This is a genomic window from Ferruginibacter sp. (assembly GCF_014377975.1).
GTDB lineage: Bacteria > Bacteroidota > Bacteroidia > Chitinophagales > Chitinophagaceae > Ferruginibacter.
In genome coordinates this window covers 41,796-61,980 of the sequence record NZ_JACMOO010000006.1, presented here as the reverse complement: position 1 = coordinate 61,980, position 20,185 = coordinate 41,796, and the positions used below count along the sequence as shown (strand labels likewise).

At 37.1% G+C, this 20,185-nt stretch carries 19 protein-coding genes; 7 read left to right on the top strand and 12 right to left on the bottom strand.

Annotation, left to right across the window (positions count from 1 at the left end; translation table 11 throughout):
* Positions 1-42: 42 nt before the first annotated feature.
* The 10 genes from H7254_RS00630 to radA form a co-directional block, all read right to left on the bottom strand.
* Positions 43-282: a hypothetical protein gene (locus tag H7254_RS00630; RefSeq protein ID WP_301931128.1), complete on the bottom strand. Its 240-nt coding sequence runs from the start codon at positions 280-282 to the stop codon at positions 43-45.
* Between the two features lie 93 nt (positions 283-375).
* Positions 376-681: a septum formation initiator family protein gene (locus H7254_RS00625; protein WP_301931127.1), complete on the bottom strand. Its 306-nt coding sequence runs from the start codon at positions 679-681 to the stop codon at positions 376-378.
* Positions 682-770: 89 nt separating this feature from the next.
* Positions 771-2,060, bottom strand: coding sequence for a phosphopyruvate hydratase (gene eno / locus H7254_RS00620; RefSeq protein WP_301931126.1), 1,290 nt, complete (start codon positions 2,058-2,060; stop codon positions 771-773).
* Positions 2,061-2,098: 38 nt separating this feature from the next.
* Positions 2,099-3,010 (bottom strand): gliding motility-associated ABC transporter ATP-binding subunit GldA, encoded by a 912-nt coding sequence (gene gldA / locus H7254_RS00615; RefSeq protein ID WP_301931125.1) that lies wholly within the window; start codon positions 3,008-3,010, stop codon positions 2,099-2,101.
* Between the two features lie 64 nt (positions 3,011-3,074).
* Entirely contained in the window at positions 3,075-4,619 is a 1,545-nt protein-coding gene (gene ricT / locus H7254_RS00610; protein WP_301931124.1) for a regulatory iron-sulfur-containing complex subunit RicT, read from the bottom strand.
* 295 nt (positions 4,620-4,914) lie between these two features.
* A complete protein-coding gene (locus H7254_RS00605; RefSeq protein WP_301931123.1) occupies positions 4,915-6,129 on the bottom strand; it encodes a hypothetical protein in 1,215 nt (404 codons plus the stop codon).
* Positions 6,130-6,229: 100 nt separating this feature from the next.
* Complete coding sequence (locus tag H7254_RS00600; RefSeq protein WP_301931129.1) at positions 6,230-6,736, bottom strand: glutathione peroxidase; 507 nt, start codon at positions 6,734-6,736, stop codon at positions 6,230-6,232.
* Between the two features lie 116 nt (positions 6,737-6,852).
* Positions 6,853-8,283 carry a hypothetical protein gene (locus H7254_RS00595; RefSeq protein ID WP_301931122.1) on the bottom strand — a complete coding sequence of 477 codons (1,431 nt, stop codon included), beginning with the start codon at positions 8,281-8,283 and terminating at the stop codon, positions 6,853-6,855.
* 49 nt (positions 8,284-8,332) lie between these two features.
* Complete coding sequence (locus H7254_RS00590) at positions 8,333-9,034, bottom strand: ComF family protein (protein WP_301931121.1); 702 nt, start codon at positions 9,032-9,034, stop codon at positions 8,333-8,335.
* Positions 9,035-9,100: 66 nt separating this feature from the next.
* Complete coding sequence (gene radA / locus H7254_RS00585; RefSeq protein WP_301920706.1) at positions 9,101-10,495, bottom strand: DNA repair protein RadA; 1,395 nt, start codon at positions 10,493-10,495, stop codon at positions 9,101-9,103.
* Between the two features lie 475 nt (positions 10,496-10,970).
* Here radA and H7254_RS00580 point away from each other — a divergent pair, with 475 nt between their 5' ends.
* From H7254_RS00580 to H7254_RS00570, 3 genes are all read left to right on the top strand, one after another.
* A complete protein-coding gene (locus H7254_RS00580; protein WP_301931120.1) occupies positions 10,971-13,223 on the top strand; it encodes a carboxypeptidase-like regulatory domain-containing protein in 2,253 nt (750 codons plus the stop codon).
* A 57-nt stretch (positions 13,224-13,280) separates the two neighbouring features.
* Positions 13,281-13,922, top strand: a complete 642-nt coding sequence (locus H7254_RS00575; RefSeq protein ID WP_301931119.1) for a hypothetical protein — start codon at positions 13,281-13,283, stop codon at positions 13,920-13,922.
* A gap of 257 nt (positions 13,923-14,179) precedes the next feature.
* A complete protein-coding gene (locus H7254_RS00570; protein WP_301931118.1) occupies positions 14,180-14,470 on the top strand; it encodes a transcriptional regulator in 291 nt (96 codons plus the stop codon).
* A gap of 57 nt (positions 14,471-14,527) precedes the next feature.
* Here H7254_RS00570 and H7254_RS00565 read toward each other — a convergent pair whose 3' ends face one another.
* A complete protein-coding gene (locus H7254_RS00565; protein WP_301931117.1) occupies positions 14,528-14,962 on the bottom strand; it encodes a T9SS type A sorting domain-containing protein in 435 nt (144 codons plus the stop codon).
* Between the two features lie 288 nt (positions 14,963-15,250).
* Between H7254_RS00565 and H7254_RS00560 the strand changes: the two genes are divergently transcribed.
* Genes H7254_RS00560 through H7254_RS00550 form a run of 3 tightly spaced genes read left to right on the top strand, consistent with a single transcriptional unit; the run spans position 15,251 to position 17,770 of the window.
* Complete coding sequence (locus H7254_RS00560) at positions 15,251-16,180, top strand: ABC transporter ATP-binding protein (RefSeq protein ID WP_301931116.1); 930 nt, start codon at positions 15,251-15,253, stop codon at positions 16,178-16,180.
* On the top strand, positions 16,119-17,051 hold the full coding sequence (locus H7254_RS00555; protein WP_301931115.1) for an ABC transporter permease: 933 nt from the start codon (positions 16,119-16,121) through the stop codon (positions 17,049-17,051). Before H7254_RS00560 ends, H7254_RS00555 begins: the two co-directional genes overlap by 62 nt.
* Before the next feature lie 11 nt (positions 17,052-17,062).
* Complete coding sequence (locus H7254_RS00550) at positions 17,063-17,770, top strand: hypothetical protein (RefSeq protein ID WP_301922528.1); 708 nt, start codon at positions 17,063-17,065, stop codon at positions 17,768-17,770.
* Between the two features lie 100 nt (positions 17,771-17,870).
* Here H7254_RS00550 and pdxA read toward each other — a convergent pair whose 3' ends face one another.
* Positions 17,871-18,959, bottom strand: coding sequence for a 4-hydroxythreonine-4-phosphate dehydrogenase PdxA (gene pdxA / locus H7254_RS00545; RefSeq protein ID WP_301931114.1), 1,089 nt, complete (start codon positions 18,957-18,959; stop codon positions 17,871-17,873).
* 113 nt (positions 18,960-19,072) lie between these two features.
* Between pdxA and rsmA the strand changes: the two genes are divergently transcribed.
* Positions 19,073-19,825 carry a 16S rRNA (adenine(1518)-N(6)/adenine(1519)-N(6))-dimethyltransferase RsmA gene (gene rsmA, locus H7254_RS00540; RefSeq protein WP_301931113.1) on the top strand — a complete coding sequence of 251 codons (753 nt, stop codon included), beginning with the start codon at positions 19,073-19,075 and terminating at the stop codon, positions 19,823-19,825.
* Positions 19,826-20,185: the final 360 nt, after the last annotated feature.

The following is a 20,185-nucleotide window of genomic DNA, read 5'->3' as shown; positions in this document are numbered from 1 at the left end:
CGTATTGTACGGGACGAAAATTATATTAAAAAATCAGTAGAATTAAAACTCCGTATCCGCATGAATAATAGATTTTTCGGCGTAGGCCAAAATATTGTCAATCACGTTTTTTCGGGGAGAAAGATTAACTTTCTCAAGGCTCTTTTGAGCAGACAAAATTTCCTCGTATTGCTCACGAAGAGTCCAGTCTGCTTCAAGTGCAACCTTAATAGCTGCCGATTTTTGTGTAGAAGTCTCATTGTAAACATACTGAATGAGATCCTCAGGTGTAAAACTGTACATAGGCAAATTAATAGCTTGTTTAAAAATTAAATATCAATATCCATAGTCATAAACGACTATTGGTAATCATTATTGTACAGGATTATTGATTATTTAATGTGCTGTAGATGAAGAAACAATAAACAAATCTTCATTGTCCTTTTTCATCAGGTATTTCTCCCTGGCATATTTTTCAATAGTCCCGGCGTTTGTTTTTAATTGATTTAACTCTTCTTTGGTATCTTTTATCATCGCTGTAAGGTGATTTTCGCTTTTCTGTAATTCTTTTAATTTTGCACTTTTATCATACGCTACGCCCCAGTCTTTTGGGTCAAAAAAAAACATCCACACCACAAAAAAAGCTCCCGCCAGCAGGTATTTATTTTTTAACCAGGAAGGTATGTGTGTTAGAAATTTCATATTGTTGATAGTTGGCAGTTAGCTGTTGACAGTGGCTCACAAATAGTTTTGGGGAAACACGGTAATACACTGTCAACAATCAACTACTTTTATTTACCAAATTTAATCTTTCCTTTTGGATATACAGCGGTATCACCTAACATTTCTTCAATGCGGATTAACTGGTTGTATTTAGCCATGCGATCTGTTCTGCTGGCAGAACCGGTTTTAATCTGACCGCAATTGAGCGCTACTGCAAGGTCTGCAATCGTGGTATCTTCCGTTTCACCGCTGCGATGGCTCATAATAGTATTATACCCAGCCTGCTGCGCCATACTTACCGCATTGATGGTTTCAGTAATGGTACCAATCTGGTTTACCTTCACCAATAAAGCGTTGGCAATTTTTTCATTAATACCTCTTTCCAAACGGGTAACATTTGTTACAAAAAGATCGTCACCAACCAACTGGCATTTGTCGCCGACTGCTTCGGTAAGCATTTTCCATCCTTTCCAGTCATCTTCTGCCATACCATCTTCAATAGATAAAATTGGATACTGCTTTACCCAGCTTGCCCAGTAAGCTACCAATTGCTCGCTTGTCATTTTTTTGCCGTCACTTTTATGAAAAATGTATTTCTTTTCTTTTGCATTCCATAATTCGCTGTTTGCGGCATCCATGGCAATCATAACTTGGCTGCCAGTTTTATAGCCCGCAGATTGTATTGCAGTTAAAACAGTTTCAATTGCTTCTTCATTACTTTGAATGTTGGGTGCAAAGCCACCTTCATCACCTACATTGGTACTAAAACCTTTTTTCTTTAACACAACTTTCAGTGCATGAAAAATATCAACACCCCATTGTAAACCTTCGCTAAATGAGGAGGCTCCAACTGGCATTACCATAAATTCCTGAAAATCTATTTTATTATCAGCATGTGCACCACCATTCAGGATGTTCATCATGGGTATAGGAAGAATTTTTGCATTGGTACCACCAATGTAACGGTACAACGGCAAATTAGCTTCCAGCGCCGCAGCTTTTGCTACGGCCATGCTTACGGCAAGTATTGCATTGGCACCCAGCTTTCCTTTATTTTCAGTACCATCCAGGGCTATCAATGCAGCATCAATACCGGTTTGATCCGCAATATCCCAGCCCAGTAAATTTTCAGCAATGGTAGTATTTACATTTTTTACCGCTTTCAATACGCCTTTACCACCGTATAGTTTTTTATTGTTATCTCTAAGCTCTACCGCTTCGTGTATACCGGTGCTGGCTCCGCTTGGCACGGCTGCTCTGCCTAACTTTTCGTTTTCTGTTAACACATCTACTTCAATTGTAGGATTGCCACGGCTGTCTAAAATTTGACGGGCGTAAATACTTGCGATGTAACTCATGATGTTGTTTATTGGTTTGTTAATTATTGTATTAATTTTTATTTTGCGGATGTTAAATTTCTGAATATAACTTCCAGACTATTGCTTTCACTCTGCAAAGAAACAATGTTAAGGTTGTTTTTCAAACTCAATTCTACTAACTGCTTTCGTATACTTTCAGGATGGGCTGTATGTATCTTATAGCCCGAGATACCAACGGCTTCAATCTTGCTGATATTTTCCAGTTTTTGCAGGGTTGCCATTGATACGTTTTCTTTAAAATGTATTAATACTATATGTTCATCATCTTTTCCTTTTTGTAAATTACTCAATGTGTCATCTGCTACAATGGTTCCTTTGTTGATGATGATTACCCGGTCGCAGATGGCCTGCACTTCCTGTAAGATGTGCGAGGAGAAAAGAACGGTTTTATCTTTTCCTAACTTTTTAATTACTTCCCTTATCTCCACAATCTGGTTGGGATCAAGCCCGGATGTTGGTTCATCCAGTATCAGCACTTCGGGATTGTGTATGAGTGCTGCGGCAAGCCCCACCCGTTGTTTATAGCCTTTACTCAGTTGTCCTATTTTTTTATTAGCTTCCAAACTAAGGCCAACCGTGGCAATCGTTGTTTCAATTTTATTTTTTGGGTGATCAATATGATGAACTCCGGCAATAAACTCCAGGTATTCTCTTACATACATATCAAAATAAAGCGGGTTTGCTTCGGGCAGGTAACCAATTTTCTTTTTGGTGGATAAGGAACTGGTGTTTACTTTTTCATTGCAAACTTCCACTACTCCTCCATCACATTCCAGATAACCGGTAATAATTTTCATGGTAGTACTTTTTCCTGCACCATTGGGGCCTAAAAATCCTACTATTTCTCCTTTGCCAATGCTGAATGAAATATTATCGACCGCTTTTTGAGCGCCATAATTTTTTGAAAGATTAATTACCTTAATAGACATGAATGAAATTATTATACAAAAATAAAAACGTCCGGTATAAATACCCGACGTTTTTGTTTATCAATTAATTATTTTTTTCTTCTTTATTGTCTGCAGGGAGGTCAGGCCCCGGCTGTGAACGGTTATCCGGCTTTTGCGGAGGTCTTTGCTGCTGATTGCTCCGTTGATTTGGAGGTCGTTGACCTTGCCCTTCACTTTTTTGCCGCGGTCTTTCTTCATTGCGGTTTTGCGGTGAACGTTGATGCTGCCTTTCAGGCTGTCCGGGGTTTTGGGAGGCTTGTCCATCCCGTTTTTGAGGAGGTCTTTGTTGCTGGTTGCCACGTGGGGGTTGGTTAGGCTTGTTAGCATCCGAATTTTGTGGCGATCTCTGCGCATCCCTGTTTTTTTGTGGCTCTCTGCCGTCACGGTTTTGGGAAGGCCTGTTTTGCGTTCTGTTATCCGGTTGTTGATTGTTGCGGTTCTGTGGTGGCTGTTGTTGTGGACCACGTTCCATATCCCTTCTTTTACGACTGGTTTTTTCCAGACTTTTTAAACTGATTTGTCCAACCACATCTGCATAAGCAGGTTCTATTTCAACCGGTTTTTTGCTCACCACTTCCACTGTTTCCAATTCTTCCGGCCGAATGCCTTGTTGGTTAAGGCTCTTTATTTTTTTTACTCTTTCAATGGTTAAAGGGTATTGTTTATTACTGTCCGGCATTGTGTACCACATCAGGTTGCGAAAAATATCTTTTTTAACTAAAAAAGCACGGCTCCTGGCTACTTCTATCATTTCACAATCATCCGGAAAGTGCTGCAAGGCATCCAGGTATGTATCAAGCTCGTAATTTAAACAACATTTTAACCGGCCACATTGTCCGCTTAACTTGGTTTGATTAATGCTTAAATTCTGATAACGGGCAGCGTTGGTATTTACACTTTTAAAATCGGTTAGCCAGGTGCTGCAACACAATTCGCGGCCACAACTGCCTATTCCACCTACTTTGCCCGCTTCCTGCCTGGCACCAATCTGCTTCATTTCTACTTTAACCTTAAACTCGCCGGCGTATATTTTTATTAATTCTCTAAAGTCTACCCTGTCATCAGCGATGTAAAAAAAAGTAGCTTTACGGCCATCTGCCTGAATTTCTACTTCAGCCACCTTCATCTCAAGCCTTAGTTGTTTGGCAATGGCTCTGCTGCGAATCATGACTTCTTTTTCTCTTGCCTTTGTTTCTTTCCATTTATTAAGGTCTGTTTCATTGGCCCGCCGGAGAATCCTTTTTATGTCAGTACTTTCTTCTTTGATATTATTTTTTTTCAGTTGTAGCCGCACCAGCTCGCCGGTAAGATTTACGCTGCCAATATCAAAACCACTAACGCCTTCCAATGCTACCATGTCACCTTTTTCAAAAAAAAGAGTAGTGGTATTTTTAAAATAATCTTTTCGGCTTCCATTATTAAAACTTATTTCTATAATTCTACAGCCGCTTTCAGGGTCACTAAAAGGCAGGTTTGCCAGCCAGTCATGCACGTTCATGCGGTTACAACCACCGCTGCTGCAACTGCCATGGCTTTGGCAACCACCCGGAGCGCCATCTTTACTTGTTCCACAACTTCCACATCCCATATACCTGAGTAATTAAAAATGAATAATATTACAAAAAGAAAAATTTTTTTGAACCAAGCAGGAGAATAACTGTTAAGCTTCATCGGCGTCGCACTTTTGTACTACAGTTATATATTGAACGACCTTATTTACCTGGCATAAAATACGAATGGTGCTCTCAGTACTTTCAGGATCGTTATAACTAATAGGTGCCCAAAATTAATTGGGTACCGACGTACCATCTTAACTACAGCTGAGAAAGTTTTTTTAATACACAAGCGTCTTTCTCTAAACTCCAAACCACTGGCCATTTTCCTCAATTTGTCAAAATTAACGAATTGTTACTAATAATATGGTACAACTTAATAGACAGCGCATGAAACAGCATTTTACCATTTGCATTGCGTTCTACATAATAACTGGCTTTATCCAGTTCGTTTATAATGGCTTCCTGTTGCGGAACGCTGCATAATTTATTTAACCGCAAGGCAAAATCCTGTTCGTTTGTACCAGATTGCTCTGTATTTATCAGTGAAGGAATGCTTTTTAAACGAATGGCTTGCTCAAGTAAATGCGTAAAATATTTAAGAAACTGCTTTTGCTTTTCCCGCCCCTGCTTACTCATCTCCTCAATCCATTTTACCTGTCCTGCCAGGTTTTTTTTTACCAGCAGGTTTAGCCACTCTCTTGCAGTTGCCTGCCAATCATCCTCTGCGTGCTGTAATAATTGCAGGGCTTCCCTGTAATTACCTTCACTTAACGCGGCTACCTGTTGCGCCTTTTCCATTGCTACACCACTTTTTAATTCCAGTGCAGCTTCAATTTCCAAACTGGTGAGCAAGGGAATTTTTACCAGTTGTGTCCTTGATAAAATGGTAGGTAAAATCAATCCTTCATTTTCTGCCACCAAAATAAACAAGGTATTTGGTGGAGGCTCCTCGATAAGTTTTAATAATTTATTGCCGTTTTTGGTGAGGTATTCCGGCATCCAGATTATCAAAATTTTATATTCACTCTCAAAACTCTTTAAACTTATTTTACGGTTAATATCGTTGCATTCTTCGGCGGTAATATTTCCCTGTTTATTTTCGGCCTGTATAAACTGTAGCCAGTCATACACATTTCCATAAGGGTGAAGAGAAAAAAACTCCCTCCATTCTGTAATAAAATCGGTGCTGATGGGTGGTTGGCTTGCTTTTTTTGTTATTACAGGGTAAGAGTAATGTATGTCGGGGTGCATGAGCCGGGCAGCCTTAATGCAGGCTGGGCAAACTCCGCAGGAATCATGCTGTGTAACTGCTTGTTTTTCCGCAACAGCTTCTTCGCCAAATAAAGAAGGCTCTGCGCTTTTTTTATTTTTGCCATTTACTTTTTCGCAAACAATGTATTGTGCAAATGCCATGGCTAGTGACAATGCACCACTGCCTTCTTTACCTAAAAACAGTAAGGCATGGCTTAACCGGTTGTGTTTCACCATTTGCACCAACTGCTCTTTCGTTTCGTTCTGTCCTGTTATATTTTTAAATTGCACCCTGCAAATATAGTTTTTAGTAAGTTTAACAAACCTACCGGGGAGTAAATAAAAAAAGCGGCTCTGGAAGGAACCGCTTTGGAAATTTCTTTTTATATTTTTATAATTTACTAGTCAGCTCGTCGCTCATTGGGGTAATCTTACTGTCAAATTTAGTAACCAGGTGTCCATTTTCATCCAGTAAAAATTTATTAAAATTCCAGGAAATGGTTGCATCTAAAACCCCGTTTTCACTTTTGCTGCAAAGCCATTTATAAATAGGAGCAATGTCATCTCCCTTAACAGAAATTTTTGCTGCCATCGGGAAGGTAACTCCGTAATTTTTTTTACAAAATTCTTTTATTTCTCCATTGGTACCAGGTTCCTGTCCGCCAAAATTATTTGCAGGAAAACCAACAATTACTAATTTGTCCTGATATTTTTTATACAAGGCTTCAAGTCCTTCATATTGCGGGGTAAATCCACATGCAGAAGCAGTGTTTACAATTAATATTTTTTTGCCTTTAAATTTTGCAAAATCAATAGTAGTGCCGTCTAAAGCTTCTACTTTAAAATTATAAATTGATTTGGAAGATGAGGTTGCTGAAGGGGAAACATCCTTATTCATAAAAGCGTTGTTAGTTTTAGCTGTGCCAAATAATAGCGCAAAACTGATTGATAATAATTTAATCATAAATTTACTTTAAGTTTATAACACATAAAAATACGGGTTTGTTTAATCAATTATTGTTTTTCATAACATCCTATATCCGGTACTCCAACCGAACGGTTACCGTCATCCAGATCTTTTGCAAAATCAGTGCCACCTATTCCTTTATTAATTCCCGGAGCGACACTACTGTTTGTATGAAAATCAAATAGTTGTTTGGTTGCGTCCACATTATCAAAAAGCGGATCCTGGTTTTTAATGGCTTCCGTTATAGTGCAGTTTAATGGGTCTTCCCTGGCTTTATAAAGACAATGATCAAACAAAACACTGAATGAACCGGAACCTTTTTTATCAATCGCTACTTCATTATCCACTATGTTGTTATCACCCCAAAAAATGCAATTGCGAAACGCTGCGTTGAGGCTTGCAGAAAGGATACCTCCATTCAGAGAGGCATAATCCGTTACTACCAGCACCGGTTTTTTATGAAGGGTGTAATTAGTTGAATAGCTAGCAACGGTGCAGTATGTGAGGTTATAAATTCCGCCATAGGTTAAGCTTACATTGGTACCACAATTGGTAAATAAACTATTATCTGCATCCACGCTTGAATTAACGCAAAGTAAGCCTGCGTCGTACGCATTGTCAATGATGCATTGATGTAAAATTAATTTGGAGTTGCTGTTAACAGAGGGCTTTTCCACTACTGCAGCCTGGTAGGCATTTTTTATATTGGCATAGGTTAGTACATTATTTTTACTGCGTTCCCTGAAATATATACCCGGCCAGCTGGCTGGTAAACTTTTATAATCCGCATCAAGGCGGTCACCATTAAAAATTACGTTTTTTTCTTTGGTGCCATTTATTATAAGTGTACCGTCCACAATAAACGGTGCGTCAGCGTGCGAATAAATTTTACATCCAGGTTCAATGGTCAGAGTAGCTGCAGAATCAATTCGTACACTTCCAAGCACCACGTAGGGTAAGCTGCTGCTCCAGTTTATATTTCCTTTTATAACCTTGTTGCGCAAAAAATTGGCGTTTTGTCCATAAGCTTCCAGTTGTACAAAGTGGCTATTACCATTGTACATAATCATAATACTGTCTCTCACAATAAAAGGCAGGTTAGTAATGCTGGGGTTAATATGTACCGTAACAAAAACATACACGCTGTCGTTGGCTGCTATTTCAATATTACTTGCTTCATCCGCCGGCGTACCATTGATATTTATTTTAAATGCAGAAGCAGATCCCGCCATCAGCTTAACGGTACTTAACAGCAACTTTTGATTATTAAGATTATTAATTTTAAAAGATTGGGTGATGGAACCTACGCTGGTAAAAACGGTATCGTATTTCAGGCTGTCAGTGCTGGTAGAAAGCTGTGCATTCTGGCTGGTGATAAACGAATCTTTCTGGCAGGAAGAGAAAGGGATGCAGAATATTGTAATCAACAGGCAACCTAAAAAAGGCAGTCGGAAAATATGGGTTACGAAATGTTTCATGATTCAAAAATAGTTATTTATTTCAATTGTATTTTTTTCATAACTGTTGTTATTTTGGAGCATGTGCCAATGTTGCTATACTCAACTGCACCTTATTGATTAAAGCAATTGTACTGCCACAAGCTTCAAGCGTTGCTCCTGTAGTAACAACATCATCTACCAATAATATGTGTTTACCTGCCAGTTGGTTTGTATCGGTAATAATAAAACTGCCTGCTACATTTTCCCATCTTTCTGTCCGGTGTTTTTTTGTTTGAGTATCGGTATAACGCTGGCGCAGCACATTGTTTTTTATAACTGGGATATTCATAACAGCAGACATTCCATTGCAGATAATTGCTGCCTGGTTGTAACCGCGTTTTCGTTCTTTATCCCGATACAATGGTAAGGGAATAAGTACATCAACCGTATCAAAGCGATTACTTGCCCGTAAACTTTTGCCCATTAGTTCACCCATATAAAATCCTATATCGGTATTGCCTTTGTATTTAAACTGATGAATGAGTTGTTGTATCAGTGAATTTTTTGAAAAATAAAATTCACTATGCGCAGCGATTAATTGCAATCGTCCCCAAAATATTTTTTCAACCGGGTTATTGGCGTGTTTTGCAAAATTTGTTTCGGGTAAATTCGCAATACACTTTATACATAATAAATTTCCCTCGTCCAAAAGATCACTACCGCATCCGGTACAAACATGCGGGTAAAAAAGATGAATAGTATCTGATAATATGGTTTTAAAAAAAGGCACAGGCTAAATGTACTTTAAACAATTTTATATTCAAAGCCATTACTGCTTATTAAACTGGCTGATTTCTTAAAACAAATATTGATACAGTTCTTCTACTTTGGCCAATGGCACTATTTCAATACCAGTATTGCCTGCGGACGAACTGCCTTTTATTTTAATCAGTGATTTAGCATTGTACTTACTCACAATAATTTTTTCAAAGCCTAGTTTTTCTGCTTCAGCAATGCGTTGTTCAATCCTGTTTACTGCCCTTATTTCACCACTTAAACCCACTTCACCGGCAAAGCAATAGTGCTGATTAATGGGAATGTCTTCGTAACTGCTCAGCAGGGCACAAACAATCGCCAGGTCAATGGAAGGGTCTTCTATTTTAATACCGCCCGCAATATTTACAAATACATCTTTAACACCAAAATGAAAGCCGCCACGTTTTTCCAATACTGCCAGCAGTAATTGTAACCTGCGCAAATCGAAACCGCTAACCGTACGTTGTGGTGTACCATAAACACTTTGTGTTACCAATGCCTGTCCTTCAATCAGTAATGGGCGAATGCCTTCAATAGTGGCAGCAATGGCGATGCCACTTAACTGCTCTTCTTTTTGAGTGATTAAAATTTCAGAAGGATTGGTAACTGCACGCATACCTTCTCCGGTCATTTCATAAATACCCAATTCGGAAGTAGAACCAAAACGGTTTTTTAAAGTACGTAAAATGCGGTAGGCGTAATGGCGGTCACCTTCAAACTGCAGCACAGTGTCTACCATATGTTCCAGTATTTTCGGTCCGGCAATATTTCCATCCTTGGTAATATGGCCGATTAAAAAAACGGGCGTATTGGTTTCTTTGGCAAAGCGCTGCAATTCAGCAGCACATTCTCTTATCTGGCTTACACTGCCGGGGCCGCTTTCTACAAAAGGCGATTGCAGCGTTTGTATACTATCAACAATTACCAGTTGTGGTTTTAATTTTTTTATTTCCTGAAAAATGGTTTGTGTATTTGTTTCTGTAAGCAGATAAAAATTATCGCTTTTTATACCCACACGGTCTGCCCTCATTTTTATTTGGTGCTCACTTTCTTCTCCACTGATATATAAGGTAACTACCCCCTTCAATTGTAAACCAATTTGTAAAAACAAGGTAGATTTGCCAATTCCCGGTTCGCCCGCTACCAGCACAATACTGCCCAGTACAATGCCTCCGCCTAACACACGGTTTACTTCAGCATCCGTTGTAACAATTCTTTTTTCTTCTGCACTGATTACATTGTTTATTGAAATAGTTTTTAATTTTCCACTCCCATTGTATTCTTTCCATTCATTGTTTTCGGCTTTGTCATTTCCTTTTACAATCACCTCTTCTACAAACGTATTCCAGTTATTACAAGAAGGGCATTTGCCGGTCCATTTAGTACTTTCATATCCGCAACTCTGACAAAAAAATGCTGACTTGGTTTTACTCATTGTGTAAAATTAAAACGTAAAAAATAAGAAGCATTTATTTTTTCAAGGGAACAATATTTTTCAAAGTATATCGTGTTAGAAACAAGGGGTAAAAATATTTTTGCAGATTTGCAATGAAATAAAAATTATCATTTTATAAAGAAGGAATAATGCAATGGAAGAATGCATTAAAGTAAAAGGGTCAGCATTTCTGCTAACCCTTTGTACTTACTAACCCATTAAATTCTATTGCTAAATTACAAATTGCCCACACATAAAAAAATAAATCTTTTGGGATGTTAATAAGTTTTTATCAATTTGTAAGCTGTTAAAACCTGCAACCCCTTTGCTGTAACCTATTGACTATAAGCTATATAAAAAGATATTTCTCTCTTAAATTTCCCGGTTTCATTCGCTAAAAATCAAAAGTAAAATAAATAATTTAATTTGGTTTATGATGTAAACTACTTTATGTTTGTATTGAAATTTAACTGCAATGAAACAATCATTATTTCTCGTTTTTATACTGGCTTTTTGTACCGTAAAGGCACAAATTTCTATTTCAGGACACATTACAGACAGTAAAAACAGGCCTTTGCGTGGAGTAAGTGTTGCTTTAAAAAATACATATGATGGGGCAACAACCGATTCTGCCGGTAGATATTTTTTTGCAACTTCTGAAAAAAGTGACCAACTTTTGGAAGCTACCATATCAGGTTATTATACCATATCTAAAAAAATAATTATTGGTCCGGCAGATTTAATACAGGATATTTTCCTTAAAGAGCAAATTACAGAATTGAAAGCTGTAGTAATTTCCGCAGGTTCATTTGAGGCGAGCGATAAAAACAAAGGTGCTGTTTTAAGTGACATTGATATTGTAACCACCCCAAGCGCCAATGGCGACCTTACCAGTGCGTTTAAATCATTGCCTGGAACCCAGCAGGTGGGGGAGAGTGAAGGATTGTTTGTAAGAGGAGGCACAGCCACAGAAAGTAAAATTTTTATTGATGGGAACCTGGTAAACAATTTCTTTTATAGCAGTACACCCGGTATTGCCACCCGTGGACGATTTAACCCATTTTTATTTAAGGGTACTATTTTTAGTACCGGTGGTTACTCGGCTTTGTATGGGCAGGCATTATCTTCTGCTTTAATATTAGAGAGTAAGGATCTGCCGGAAAAGACTGAGGCAGACCTGAGTTTGTCTGTGGTAGGTGTAGGCGGAGGCATCCAGCATTTGTCGAAAGACAAAAAATCGTCCTGGGGTGTATCGGTTAATTATACCAATCTTTGGCTGGCATTTAACGTAATTAAGCAAAAGCAGGATTTCTTTGAGGTGCCACTTGTAAAGCAGGCTGACGCAAATTTTAGAATAAAAACAAAGAGCGGCGGCTTTATTAAATATTACGGATATATCAGTACCAACAAAACGGGATTTCGCTCACCAGATATTGACTCCACCATTTTGAAAGACGCATTTTCAATTGCCAATATCAATACTTATCAAAACATTAACTGGAAAGATAGAATAGGCAACGGTTGGAAAATAAATACTGGCATTAGTTTTAGTACCAATAAAGATAATATTGTAAACGAAGTTCAGGATGCAGGCAATGAAAAATTTACAAGCACTAATCCATTGTTTAATTATAAAAATTTTAACCTGCTGAGTGAGGCTAGGTATGCACAGGCAAGAATGGTTTTTGAAAAAAAATTGTTTGGTTTAAACGCCATCCGTTTTGGAACTGATTATTTTTACAGCAATGAAAAAACCACCTATACTTTGTATGACGGAACAAGATTTTCGCAACAGGTAAATGATCATTTGCTGGCGGCATTTGCTGAAACGGATATTTATGTAACCAATAATTTAGCAGCAAAAATCGGTAGTCGTTTAGAGCATTCTGAGCTAATCGGTAAATGGAATATAGCACCAAGAATTTCTTTGGCTTACAAAACAGGTCTAAACAGCCAGGCGTCTTTTGCGTATGGTATTTTTTATCAAAACCCCGAACGAAAGTATTTACCCGGTTTTGCAGGACTTGATTATTCAAGGGCAACGCACTATATTTTTCAATACAGTAAACAAACAAAAGATTATACATTAAGAATGGAATTATTTTACAAAAAATACAATAACCTGTATAAAACGGATAGCAGTTTTAGTAGTCATGAAATTGCTGCTAACAACAATGGTTATGGTGATGCGAAAGGCATCGAATTTTTTTGGAGAGACAAAAAGACAATCAAAAATGTTGATTACTGGCTTTCTTATTCGTACCTCAATACCAAAAGAGATTTTTTAAATTATCCTGCGGCGATACAGCCTTCATTTGCGGCAACCCATACGGCTGCTTTTGTATTTAAAAGATTTTTTTTACCGCTAAAAACGCAATTTAATCTAAGCTATAATTTCGCTACTGGCCGTCCGTATTACCGGATTGCAAAGGATGCAACCAATAAATATGTTATTACCGATGCAGGTAAAACCATCAATTACAACAGCATGAGTTTTAGTATAAACTGGCTTCCGAATATTGGCAATAAAAACACCAAAACCTTTGCTGTATGGGTGTTAGGTATAAGTAATGTGTTAGGTCAGAATATTATTTACAATTATAACTACAATTACAACGGTAGCAGAAAAGAAGCGATAACACCGCCCAGTAAAAGATTTGTATTTATCGGATGTTTCCTCAGTTTCGGAATAGACCGGACACAGGATGCCATCAATAATAATTTATAAATAACAATAATTAAAATAAACGATCATTTAAATCAACCACTATTTAATTTAAAAAAAATGAAAAAATTAATTCTTTCGGCAATTGTGTTATTAGCAACTGTTGTTGCATTTGCACAGAGTGAAAAATTTACTGCAGCTATGAAAAAAAATCTTAGTGCAATGGATAGCAGTTTCAAAAATGCTCCGGAACTTTTAAATGTTGCCAACAATTTTGAACGCATTGCCAATGCAGAAAAAAATCAATGGCTGCCGTATTATTATGCTGCTTTTTGCCAGGTAAATTATGGTTTTATGGAGCCGGATAAAGATAAGATAGATGGTTATGCAGATAAGGCAACTTTGCTGATTGCAAAAGCAGATTCATTGTCTCCAAATAATTCTGAAATTTCCTGTATTAAAAGTATGATAGCCAGTTGCCACATGATGGTTAACCCTATGCAAAGATGGCAGGAATATGGCCAGGAAAGTAGCAGCAATATGGATGCAGCCATTCACCAGGATGCCACAAATCCACGGCCATATTTTTTAAAAGGCCAGGGTTTAAAATATACACCCGAACAATTTGGCGGTGGATGCAAAACAGCTAAACCCCAGTTGCAGACTGCATTGGATAAATACGCTACTTTTAAACCCGCCAGCGACATCAGTCCAAACTGGGGTAAAGAAAGGGTGGAAAACCTGATGAAAGATTGTAAATAAGTTATTTTGATGCATCATTGCAGCAACGGTTACCAGCCTATTATAAAAAATCCCATTGGTCTGGGAAAGTATTGGGGCTTAGTTGCAGGCTGTTTTATCTGTCAGCCTTTACTATGCACTACTATTTTAATAACCGCTTTTTCTATTTTGATTAGACCTGTTATCCCTTATTTGTTGAGGAGCAGATGTAAAAACAGAAGCATGGATTGATTTTATGAAGTAATTTTCAATAAATAATAGTATCAAACAAAAAGCCAATGTTTAAAGACTTAGATCCACTATTACATTCGCAACTCAGGTTGGCCGTTATAAGTTTACTAATAAATGTAAAGGAAGCTGAGTTTACTTTTTTAAAAGAAAAAACAAATGCTACTGCGGGTAACCTGAGTGTTCAGATCAATAAACTCAAAGACGCTGGTTATATTGATGTAACTAAACAATTTAAAGACAATTATCCTCAAACCGTATGTAAAATTACTGCCAAGGGGGTTGATTCATTTGAAGGGTATGTAAATGCTTTGAAATCTTATATGAATCCGGTAGGTTAATAAAAAAAGCTCCTCTGTAAAAGAAGAGCATTAATTTGTGCCTGGTTTTTTAAAAAGTTACTTCCAAATCATAAAAGTGGAAGAATAAGTTTTGTTATCGCTGATTAATTGTATGGTATAAGTTCCTTCACTCAACTTGTGAAAATCATTGATGTTGATATTATTATTACCCGCGGTAATTGAAACATTTTGTTGTAAGATTTTTTTTCCGCTTTCATCTAAAACTTCAATTGAACCAGTAGCCGCTTTAGCTGTTTTAAAAACAATTTTTACATCGTTGGTTACGCCATTGGGCATGATAGAAATACCTTTTTTATCAGTAAAATCAAAGTTATTGACAGCAGAAGATAATAAGGTTTGCTCATTTGACATACTGTTTACCTTATTGCCGGACGTAGCTGAAGTTGTTTGAATAGCTGTATCAAAATTGCCTTGCGCATCAATAGATACAAATGTAAATAAAGCAGATAGAATGGTTAAAATTGTTTTCATCTTGTGTATATTTTGAGGTAAGAAATAAGCTAAATGAATAAATGGTTCAAATAGTTACTACACAGTAAAATTGAGATTAGAGGAGAAATTCAGGAGGATGAGGAAATCTAAAAATAACAGTAAAATAAAATGTGGTTATTGTAGATAGTATGGTAAGTAACTTTCTTGATGTAAAGCTAATACTTTATTTGAGATAACCAACTTTTTTAAAAATGATTTCACCGAAAAGTTTTTGTTACGAACAATTGTTCTTTACTTCCGTTTTATCTTTGTTACTAATAAAGGAGTATGTCATTGATCATAGAAGTTAATCATCTAACTAAAAAATTTGGAAACACGGTTGCCGTAAATGATTTATCATTTACAGTAAATAAAGGAGATGTTTACGGATTTCTCGGACAAAACGGTGCAGGTAAATCCACTACTATCCGTATGCTGCTCACATTGATACATCCAACCAGCGGAGAAATTAATTTATTTGGAAAAAAACTTGATGCTAACCGCTCAAATATTTTACGACAAGTTGGTGCAGTGATTGAAAAGCCTGATCTCTATAAATATTTATCTGCTTATGATAACCTTTCCATATTTGCGAAGATGAGTGGCATCAAAGTAACAAAGCAATTGTTAATGCAGCAATTGCAGATGGTTGGCCTGGAAGATCGGGCAAAGGATACTGTACGAACTTATAGCCAGGGGATGAAGCAACGACTGGGCATTGCCGTTGCCCTGGTACACAACCCGGCACTGATTATTTTGGATGAACCTACCAACGGCCTGGACCCGCAGGGTATTGCCGATGTAAGAAATCTTATTTTGAGGCTTAGTAAAGAGATGGGTAAAACGGTATTGATATCTTCTCACTTACTTAGTGAAATAGAATTAATTGCCAGCCGGATGATCATACTCCATAAGGGCAAAAAGATGGTGGAAGGCAATGTGTCAACCTTGTTAGATCCGGCCCATACATTAATAGAAATTGATACGCTAAATAATGAGGCTGCCAAACAATTATTGTTACAATCCGCCTGGGCTGCATCTTTGCAAGGCAATCATCAGTTGCAATTGATGATGGATAAAACAATGGTACCGCAATTAATAAATTTTTTAGTGGCCAATGATGTACAGATACTTTCGGTAAACACAAGCCACTCCCTTGAAAATTATTTTTTATCACTTACAACCCAATCCGGACATGTGGAAGCTTTTGCAAATTGAGTTGTTCAAAATCTCTAAAAGACCCAGAACTTATATTGCCTTTGTAGCAGTTGCAGCCATCGTATTTATTTTTCAATTTGCATTTAAAGCAGATGGACAAAGTTATATGGATCTGATGCTGCAAAGTGTAAAAGATACTTTTTCTTTTGATAGGGTACAAGCCATCAACGGTTACTTTATGTGTTATATTATTTTGAACACACTGCTAATACAGGTGCCAATTTTAATAGCATTGATTGCGGCAGATTCCATATCAGGCGAAGCAAATATGGGCACACTTCGTTTGCTGATATCCAAACCCATCAGCCGAACGCAGCTGATACTGGTTAAGTTTGCAGCCGCCACTATTTTTACTATTTTTTTATTGCTTTGGATGGCTGTTACCGCCTTGTTTATAAGCCTGTTTATATTTGGTACCGGAGATATGCTGGTGTTTAGATCGAAGGGCGATGAATCTCAGATATTACTGATTACAAAGGATGATGTTATGTGGCGGTATTTAGCTGCTTTTGCGTACGCAACTGTAGCACTAACTGTAATTGCCGCATTATCTTTACTGCTTTCTATTTTTGCAGAAAATTCAATTGGGCCCATCATTGCTACCGTTTGCATCGTGATTGTTTGCACCATTATCAGCAACATAAATGTACCCATTATTGATAAAAATGTAAAGCCGTTTCTATTTACCTCTTACCTGGTTGGATGGAAGGGATTTTTTTATATTGGTACTGATATTGATGGAAAAACAATTAAAGGGAGCCTGGAAAACTGGCCAGCCATTAGAAAAAGTCTGTTGATTTTAATCGCACACATCTTTATCCTGGTAACTGCTTCAATAGTGGTTTTTAATAAGAAAGATATTCTATCCTAAATAAAATAAAAATGATCCGTTTTAAAAAAATAATCCCCCTGTTGCTGCTGACCCTTTTAACCATTTTTACAGTCCGTGCACAAGATGTAAATAGCCTGCTCGCAAAAGTGAAATTTAATATTGATAAGGTAAATGATTACGAGGCTACCGCCCGGATGATTACCAATGTATCTTTTTTAAAAGTACCGGATGCAGATGTAAAAGTGTATTTTAAAAAGCCCAACAAGCTGAAAATAAAAAATGAAAAGGGAATATCTTTTGTACCCAAGGGCGCAGTAAGTATTAACCTGAATAATATTTTAAGTAGTGGAAAATATACAGCCATTGATGCAGGTACCGATAAAATAGCCAATACAGTTGTAAGAGTAATTAAATTGTTACCCGAAGATGATAATGCAGATGTAGTTTTATCTACTGTATATATTGATGAAGCTTTACTTGTAATAAGAAGGGCAAAAACCACCACAAGAGCCAATGGCAGTTACCAGCTGGACATGAATTATGGTAAATATGCCTCTTATGGCTTACCTGATAAAATTTTTTTTACTTTTGATACTAAAGATTATAAACTTCCCAAAGGGATAACGTTTGACTTTGATGATGGAACACAAAACAACCGGTCAGCTGCCGACAAAGCTAAAAGCAGAACCGGAAAGGCTGAAATAACATTTAGTTCATACCTTATTAATAAAGGCGTATCGGACGATGTTTTTAAATAGCGCGGTTAGCAATTATGTTACAAACCGGCGAAAATAATTGTAAGTTTATAAAAAGGCTGGTGGGTATTTTACAACAGGCCGGAGCTAAGGAATTACCTAATTATTCTTCAGTAATTTTTTCATCCCTGGCATTGGCAACAAAAGCGGCACTTATTTTCTTTAAAGGGTTTTTATGCTGGTTAGCATATTCTTTTCTTGCATTAATGATGTCAATGCATTTAAAAATAGCTTCCCTGAAAGATGCTTCATCGGCCTTGTTTTTACCAGCAATATCAAATGCTACCCCATGGTCTGGCGAAGTGCGTATGCCAGTTAGCCCGGCAGTATAATTGATTCCTTCCCCGGTAGCAAGCGATTTAAAAGGGATCAGTCCCTGGTCGTGGTACATCGCCAATACAGCATCAAATTTTTCATACTGTCCTCTTGCAAAAAAAGCATCTGCAGAATAGGGGCCAAAACAAAAAATATCTTTATGCTTTGCCTCTTTAATAGCAGGCTTTATTATTTCCTCTTCTTCCGTACCTACAAGGCCTTCATCACCCGCATGTGGGTTTAAGCCCAGCACAGCAATTTTAGGTTTGTCAATACCAAAATCTTTTTTCAGGGCATTGTTTAAAATCTGCAATTTACTGATGATGTTTTCTTTGGTAATAAAGCTGGAAATATCTTTTACAGCTACGTGTTCGGTAACCAGTGCCACCCTCATATTTTCAGCTACCATTAGCATCACCACATCCGGCACTTCAAATAAATTTTTTAAATAGGGCGTATGGCCGGTAAAGTTAAATTCCTCAGAATGCGTATTTTTTTTATGAATAGGTGCAGTAACCAATCCATCAAGTTTACCTTCTTTTAAAGCTTGTGCTGCGGTTACCAAACTAAGTACCGCATATTTTCCACCGGTATCATTTAGCAATCCGGGTGAAACAGCTACTTCTTCCTCCCAGCAATTGTACAGGTTTACCTGTTTATGATTTACGCGGCTGGAATCTTTAATAGTTGAAAAATTAAAATTAATATCCGGGAGAGATTTGCGGTAAAAGTTCAACACTTTATTACTTGCAAATATAACAGGCGTGCACATTTCAAGCAGCCGAGTATCGCCCACTGTTTTTATAATCAATTCCAAACCAATGCCATTGATATCACCACAAGAGAGCCCGATAACCGGTTTATTTTCATTTATCATATCAGCAAAAAATTAAGTTGTAAAAATACAACATTGTACAATACATAGTTTGAAGCCTGATGAGGCCATAATATGTATTTTTACACGGTTAATAAGAAACACCAACACATTGTATGTTTAAAATAAAAAAATCCTTAGGCCAGCATTTTTTAAAAGATGAGATTGTAATTCAAAAAATTATAGGTGCTTTAAAAGAAGATAGTTTTATTAATTTACTGGAAGTGGGCCCTGGTGGCGGCGCCTTAACCAAATACCTGGTGCAGTTGCCCGGCATTAATTTTAAAGCTGTTGAACTGGATGATGAAAAAACGGCTTATCTAAAAAAAACGTATCCTGTTTTAAATGATCATATAATCAGCCAGAGCTTTTTAGATATTGATGAACCATTTGAGGAACCATTTACCGTAATCGGTAATTTCCCGTATAATATTTCCACCCAAATTTTATTTAAGGTAATGGATTGGAAAGATAAAGTACCAGTAGTTATTGGTATGTTTCAAAAAGAAGTAGCACAGCGGGCGGCATCCAGAGAAGGCAATAAAGTGTATGGTGTATTAAGTGTTTTGATACAGGCTTTTTATGAAGTGGAATATTTATTTGATGTAAGCAACCAAAGTTTTAATCCACCACCTAAAGTGCAAAGTGGTGTAATAAGACTTAAAAGAAAAACCACACCACTAATTGTAAAAAGTGAACGGGCATTTAAGGTTCTGGTAAAAACTGCATTTAACCAGCGCCGTAAAACATTGCGTAATGCCGTAAAAAGTTTATTTACCGCCGAAGTTTTACAAGAGGAAATTTTTAACAAACGTGCTGAGGCTTTGAGCGTGGAAGCATTCGCCGAACTGACATTTAAAATGAGTTGATTTAATTTAATTTGTATTTATAGATGATTTTTTGGAGCATTTTTGAGGTGGTAGAATTTTAAGGATAGAGAGATTCCACATTTCGTGCCTAAAATCAGCGTCATAAAAATGAAGGCTGATTTCAACAACAGGTGAGCCATATATTTTGTCGCTTGTTTGCTTACTCTTAATTAGTTTCTTAACTGATAAAATTTATTCTGATTGTAGCGATCTTGTTTTGCGAATGAACATTTATAACCATTAATCATTATACACGAATACTATTCTTTTAGACTGCACAGGCTTTGTTTGTATGATAATATATTTACTGTGTTGAATGCCTAATTACTTTTCCACTATTTCACAAAAAATTTTTTTTAA

Bases quoted from the DNA above. Each gene is read 5' to 3' on its own strand.
- H7254_RS00630 (WP_301931128.1), bottom strand. From the start codon at position 282: ATGTACAGTTTTACACCTGAGGATCTCATTCAGTATGTTTACAATGAG.
- H7254_RS00625 (WP_301931127.1), bottom strand. From the start codon at position 681: ATGAAATTTCTAACACACATACCTTCCTGGTTAAAAAATAAATACCTG.
- eno (WP_301931126.1), bottom strand. From the start codon at position 2,060: ATGAGTTACATCGCAAGTATTTACGCCCGTCAAATTTTAGACAGCCGT.
- gldA (WP_301931125.1), bottom strand. From the start codon at position 3,010: ATGTCTATTAAGGTAATTAATCTTTCAAAAAATTATGGCGCTCAAAAA.
- ricT (WP_301931124.1), bottom strand. From the start codon at position 4,619: ATGGGATGTGGAAGTTGTGGAACAAGTAAAGATGGCGCTCCGGGTGGT.
- H7254_RS00600 (WP_301931129.1), bottom strand. From the start codon at position 6,736: ATGAATAAGGATGTTTCCCCTTCAGCAACCTCATCTTCCAAATCAATT.
- H7254_RS00595 (WP_301931122.1), bottom strand. From the start codon at position 8,283: ATGAAACATTTCGTAACCCATATTTTCCGACTGCCTTTTTTAGGTTGC.
- radA (WP_301920706.1), bottom strand. From the start codon at position 10,495: ATGAGTAAAACCAAGTCAGCATTTTTTTGTCAGAGTTGCGGATATGAA.
- H7254_RS00580 (WP_301931120.1), top strand. From the start codon at position 10,971: ATGAAACAATCATTATTTCTCGTTTTTATACTGGCTTTTTGTACCGTA.
- H7254_RS00575 (WP_301931119.1), top strand. From the start codon at position 13,281: ATGAAAAAATTAATTCTTTCGGCAATTGTGTTATTAGCAACTGTTGTT.
- H7254_RS00570 (WP_301931118.1), top strand. From the start codon at position 14,180: ATGTTTAAAGACTTAGATCCACTATTACATTCGCAACTCAGGTTGGCC.
- H7254_RS00565 (WP_301931117.1), bottom strand. From the start codon at position 14,962: ATGAAAACAATTTTAACCATTCTATCTGCTTTATTTACATTTGTATCT.
- H7254_RS00560 (WP_301931116.1), top strand. From the start codon at position 15,251: ATGTCATTGATCATAGAAGTTAATCATCTAACTAAAAAATTTGGAAAC.
- H7254_RS00550 (WP_301922528.1), top strand. From the start codon at position 17,063: ATGATCCGTTTTAAAAAAATAATCCCCCTGTTGCTGCTGACCCTTTTA.
- pdxA (WP_301931114.1), bottom strand. From the start codon at position 18,959: ATGATAAATGAAAATAAACCGGTTATCGGGCTCTCTTGTGGTGATATC.
- rsmA (WP_301931113.1), top strand. From the start codon at position 19,073: ATGTTTAAAATAAAAAAATCCTTAGGCCAGCATTTTTTAAAAGATGAG.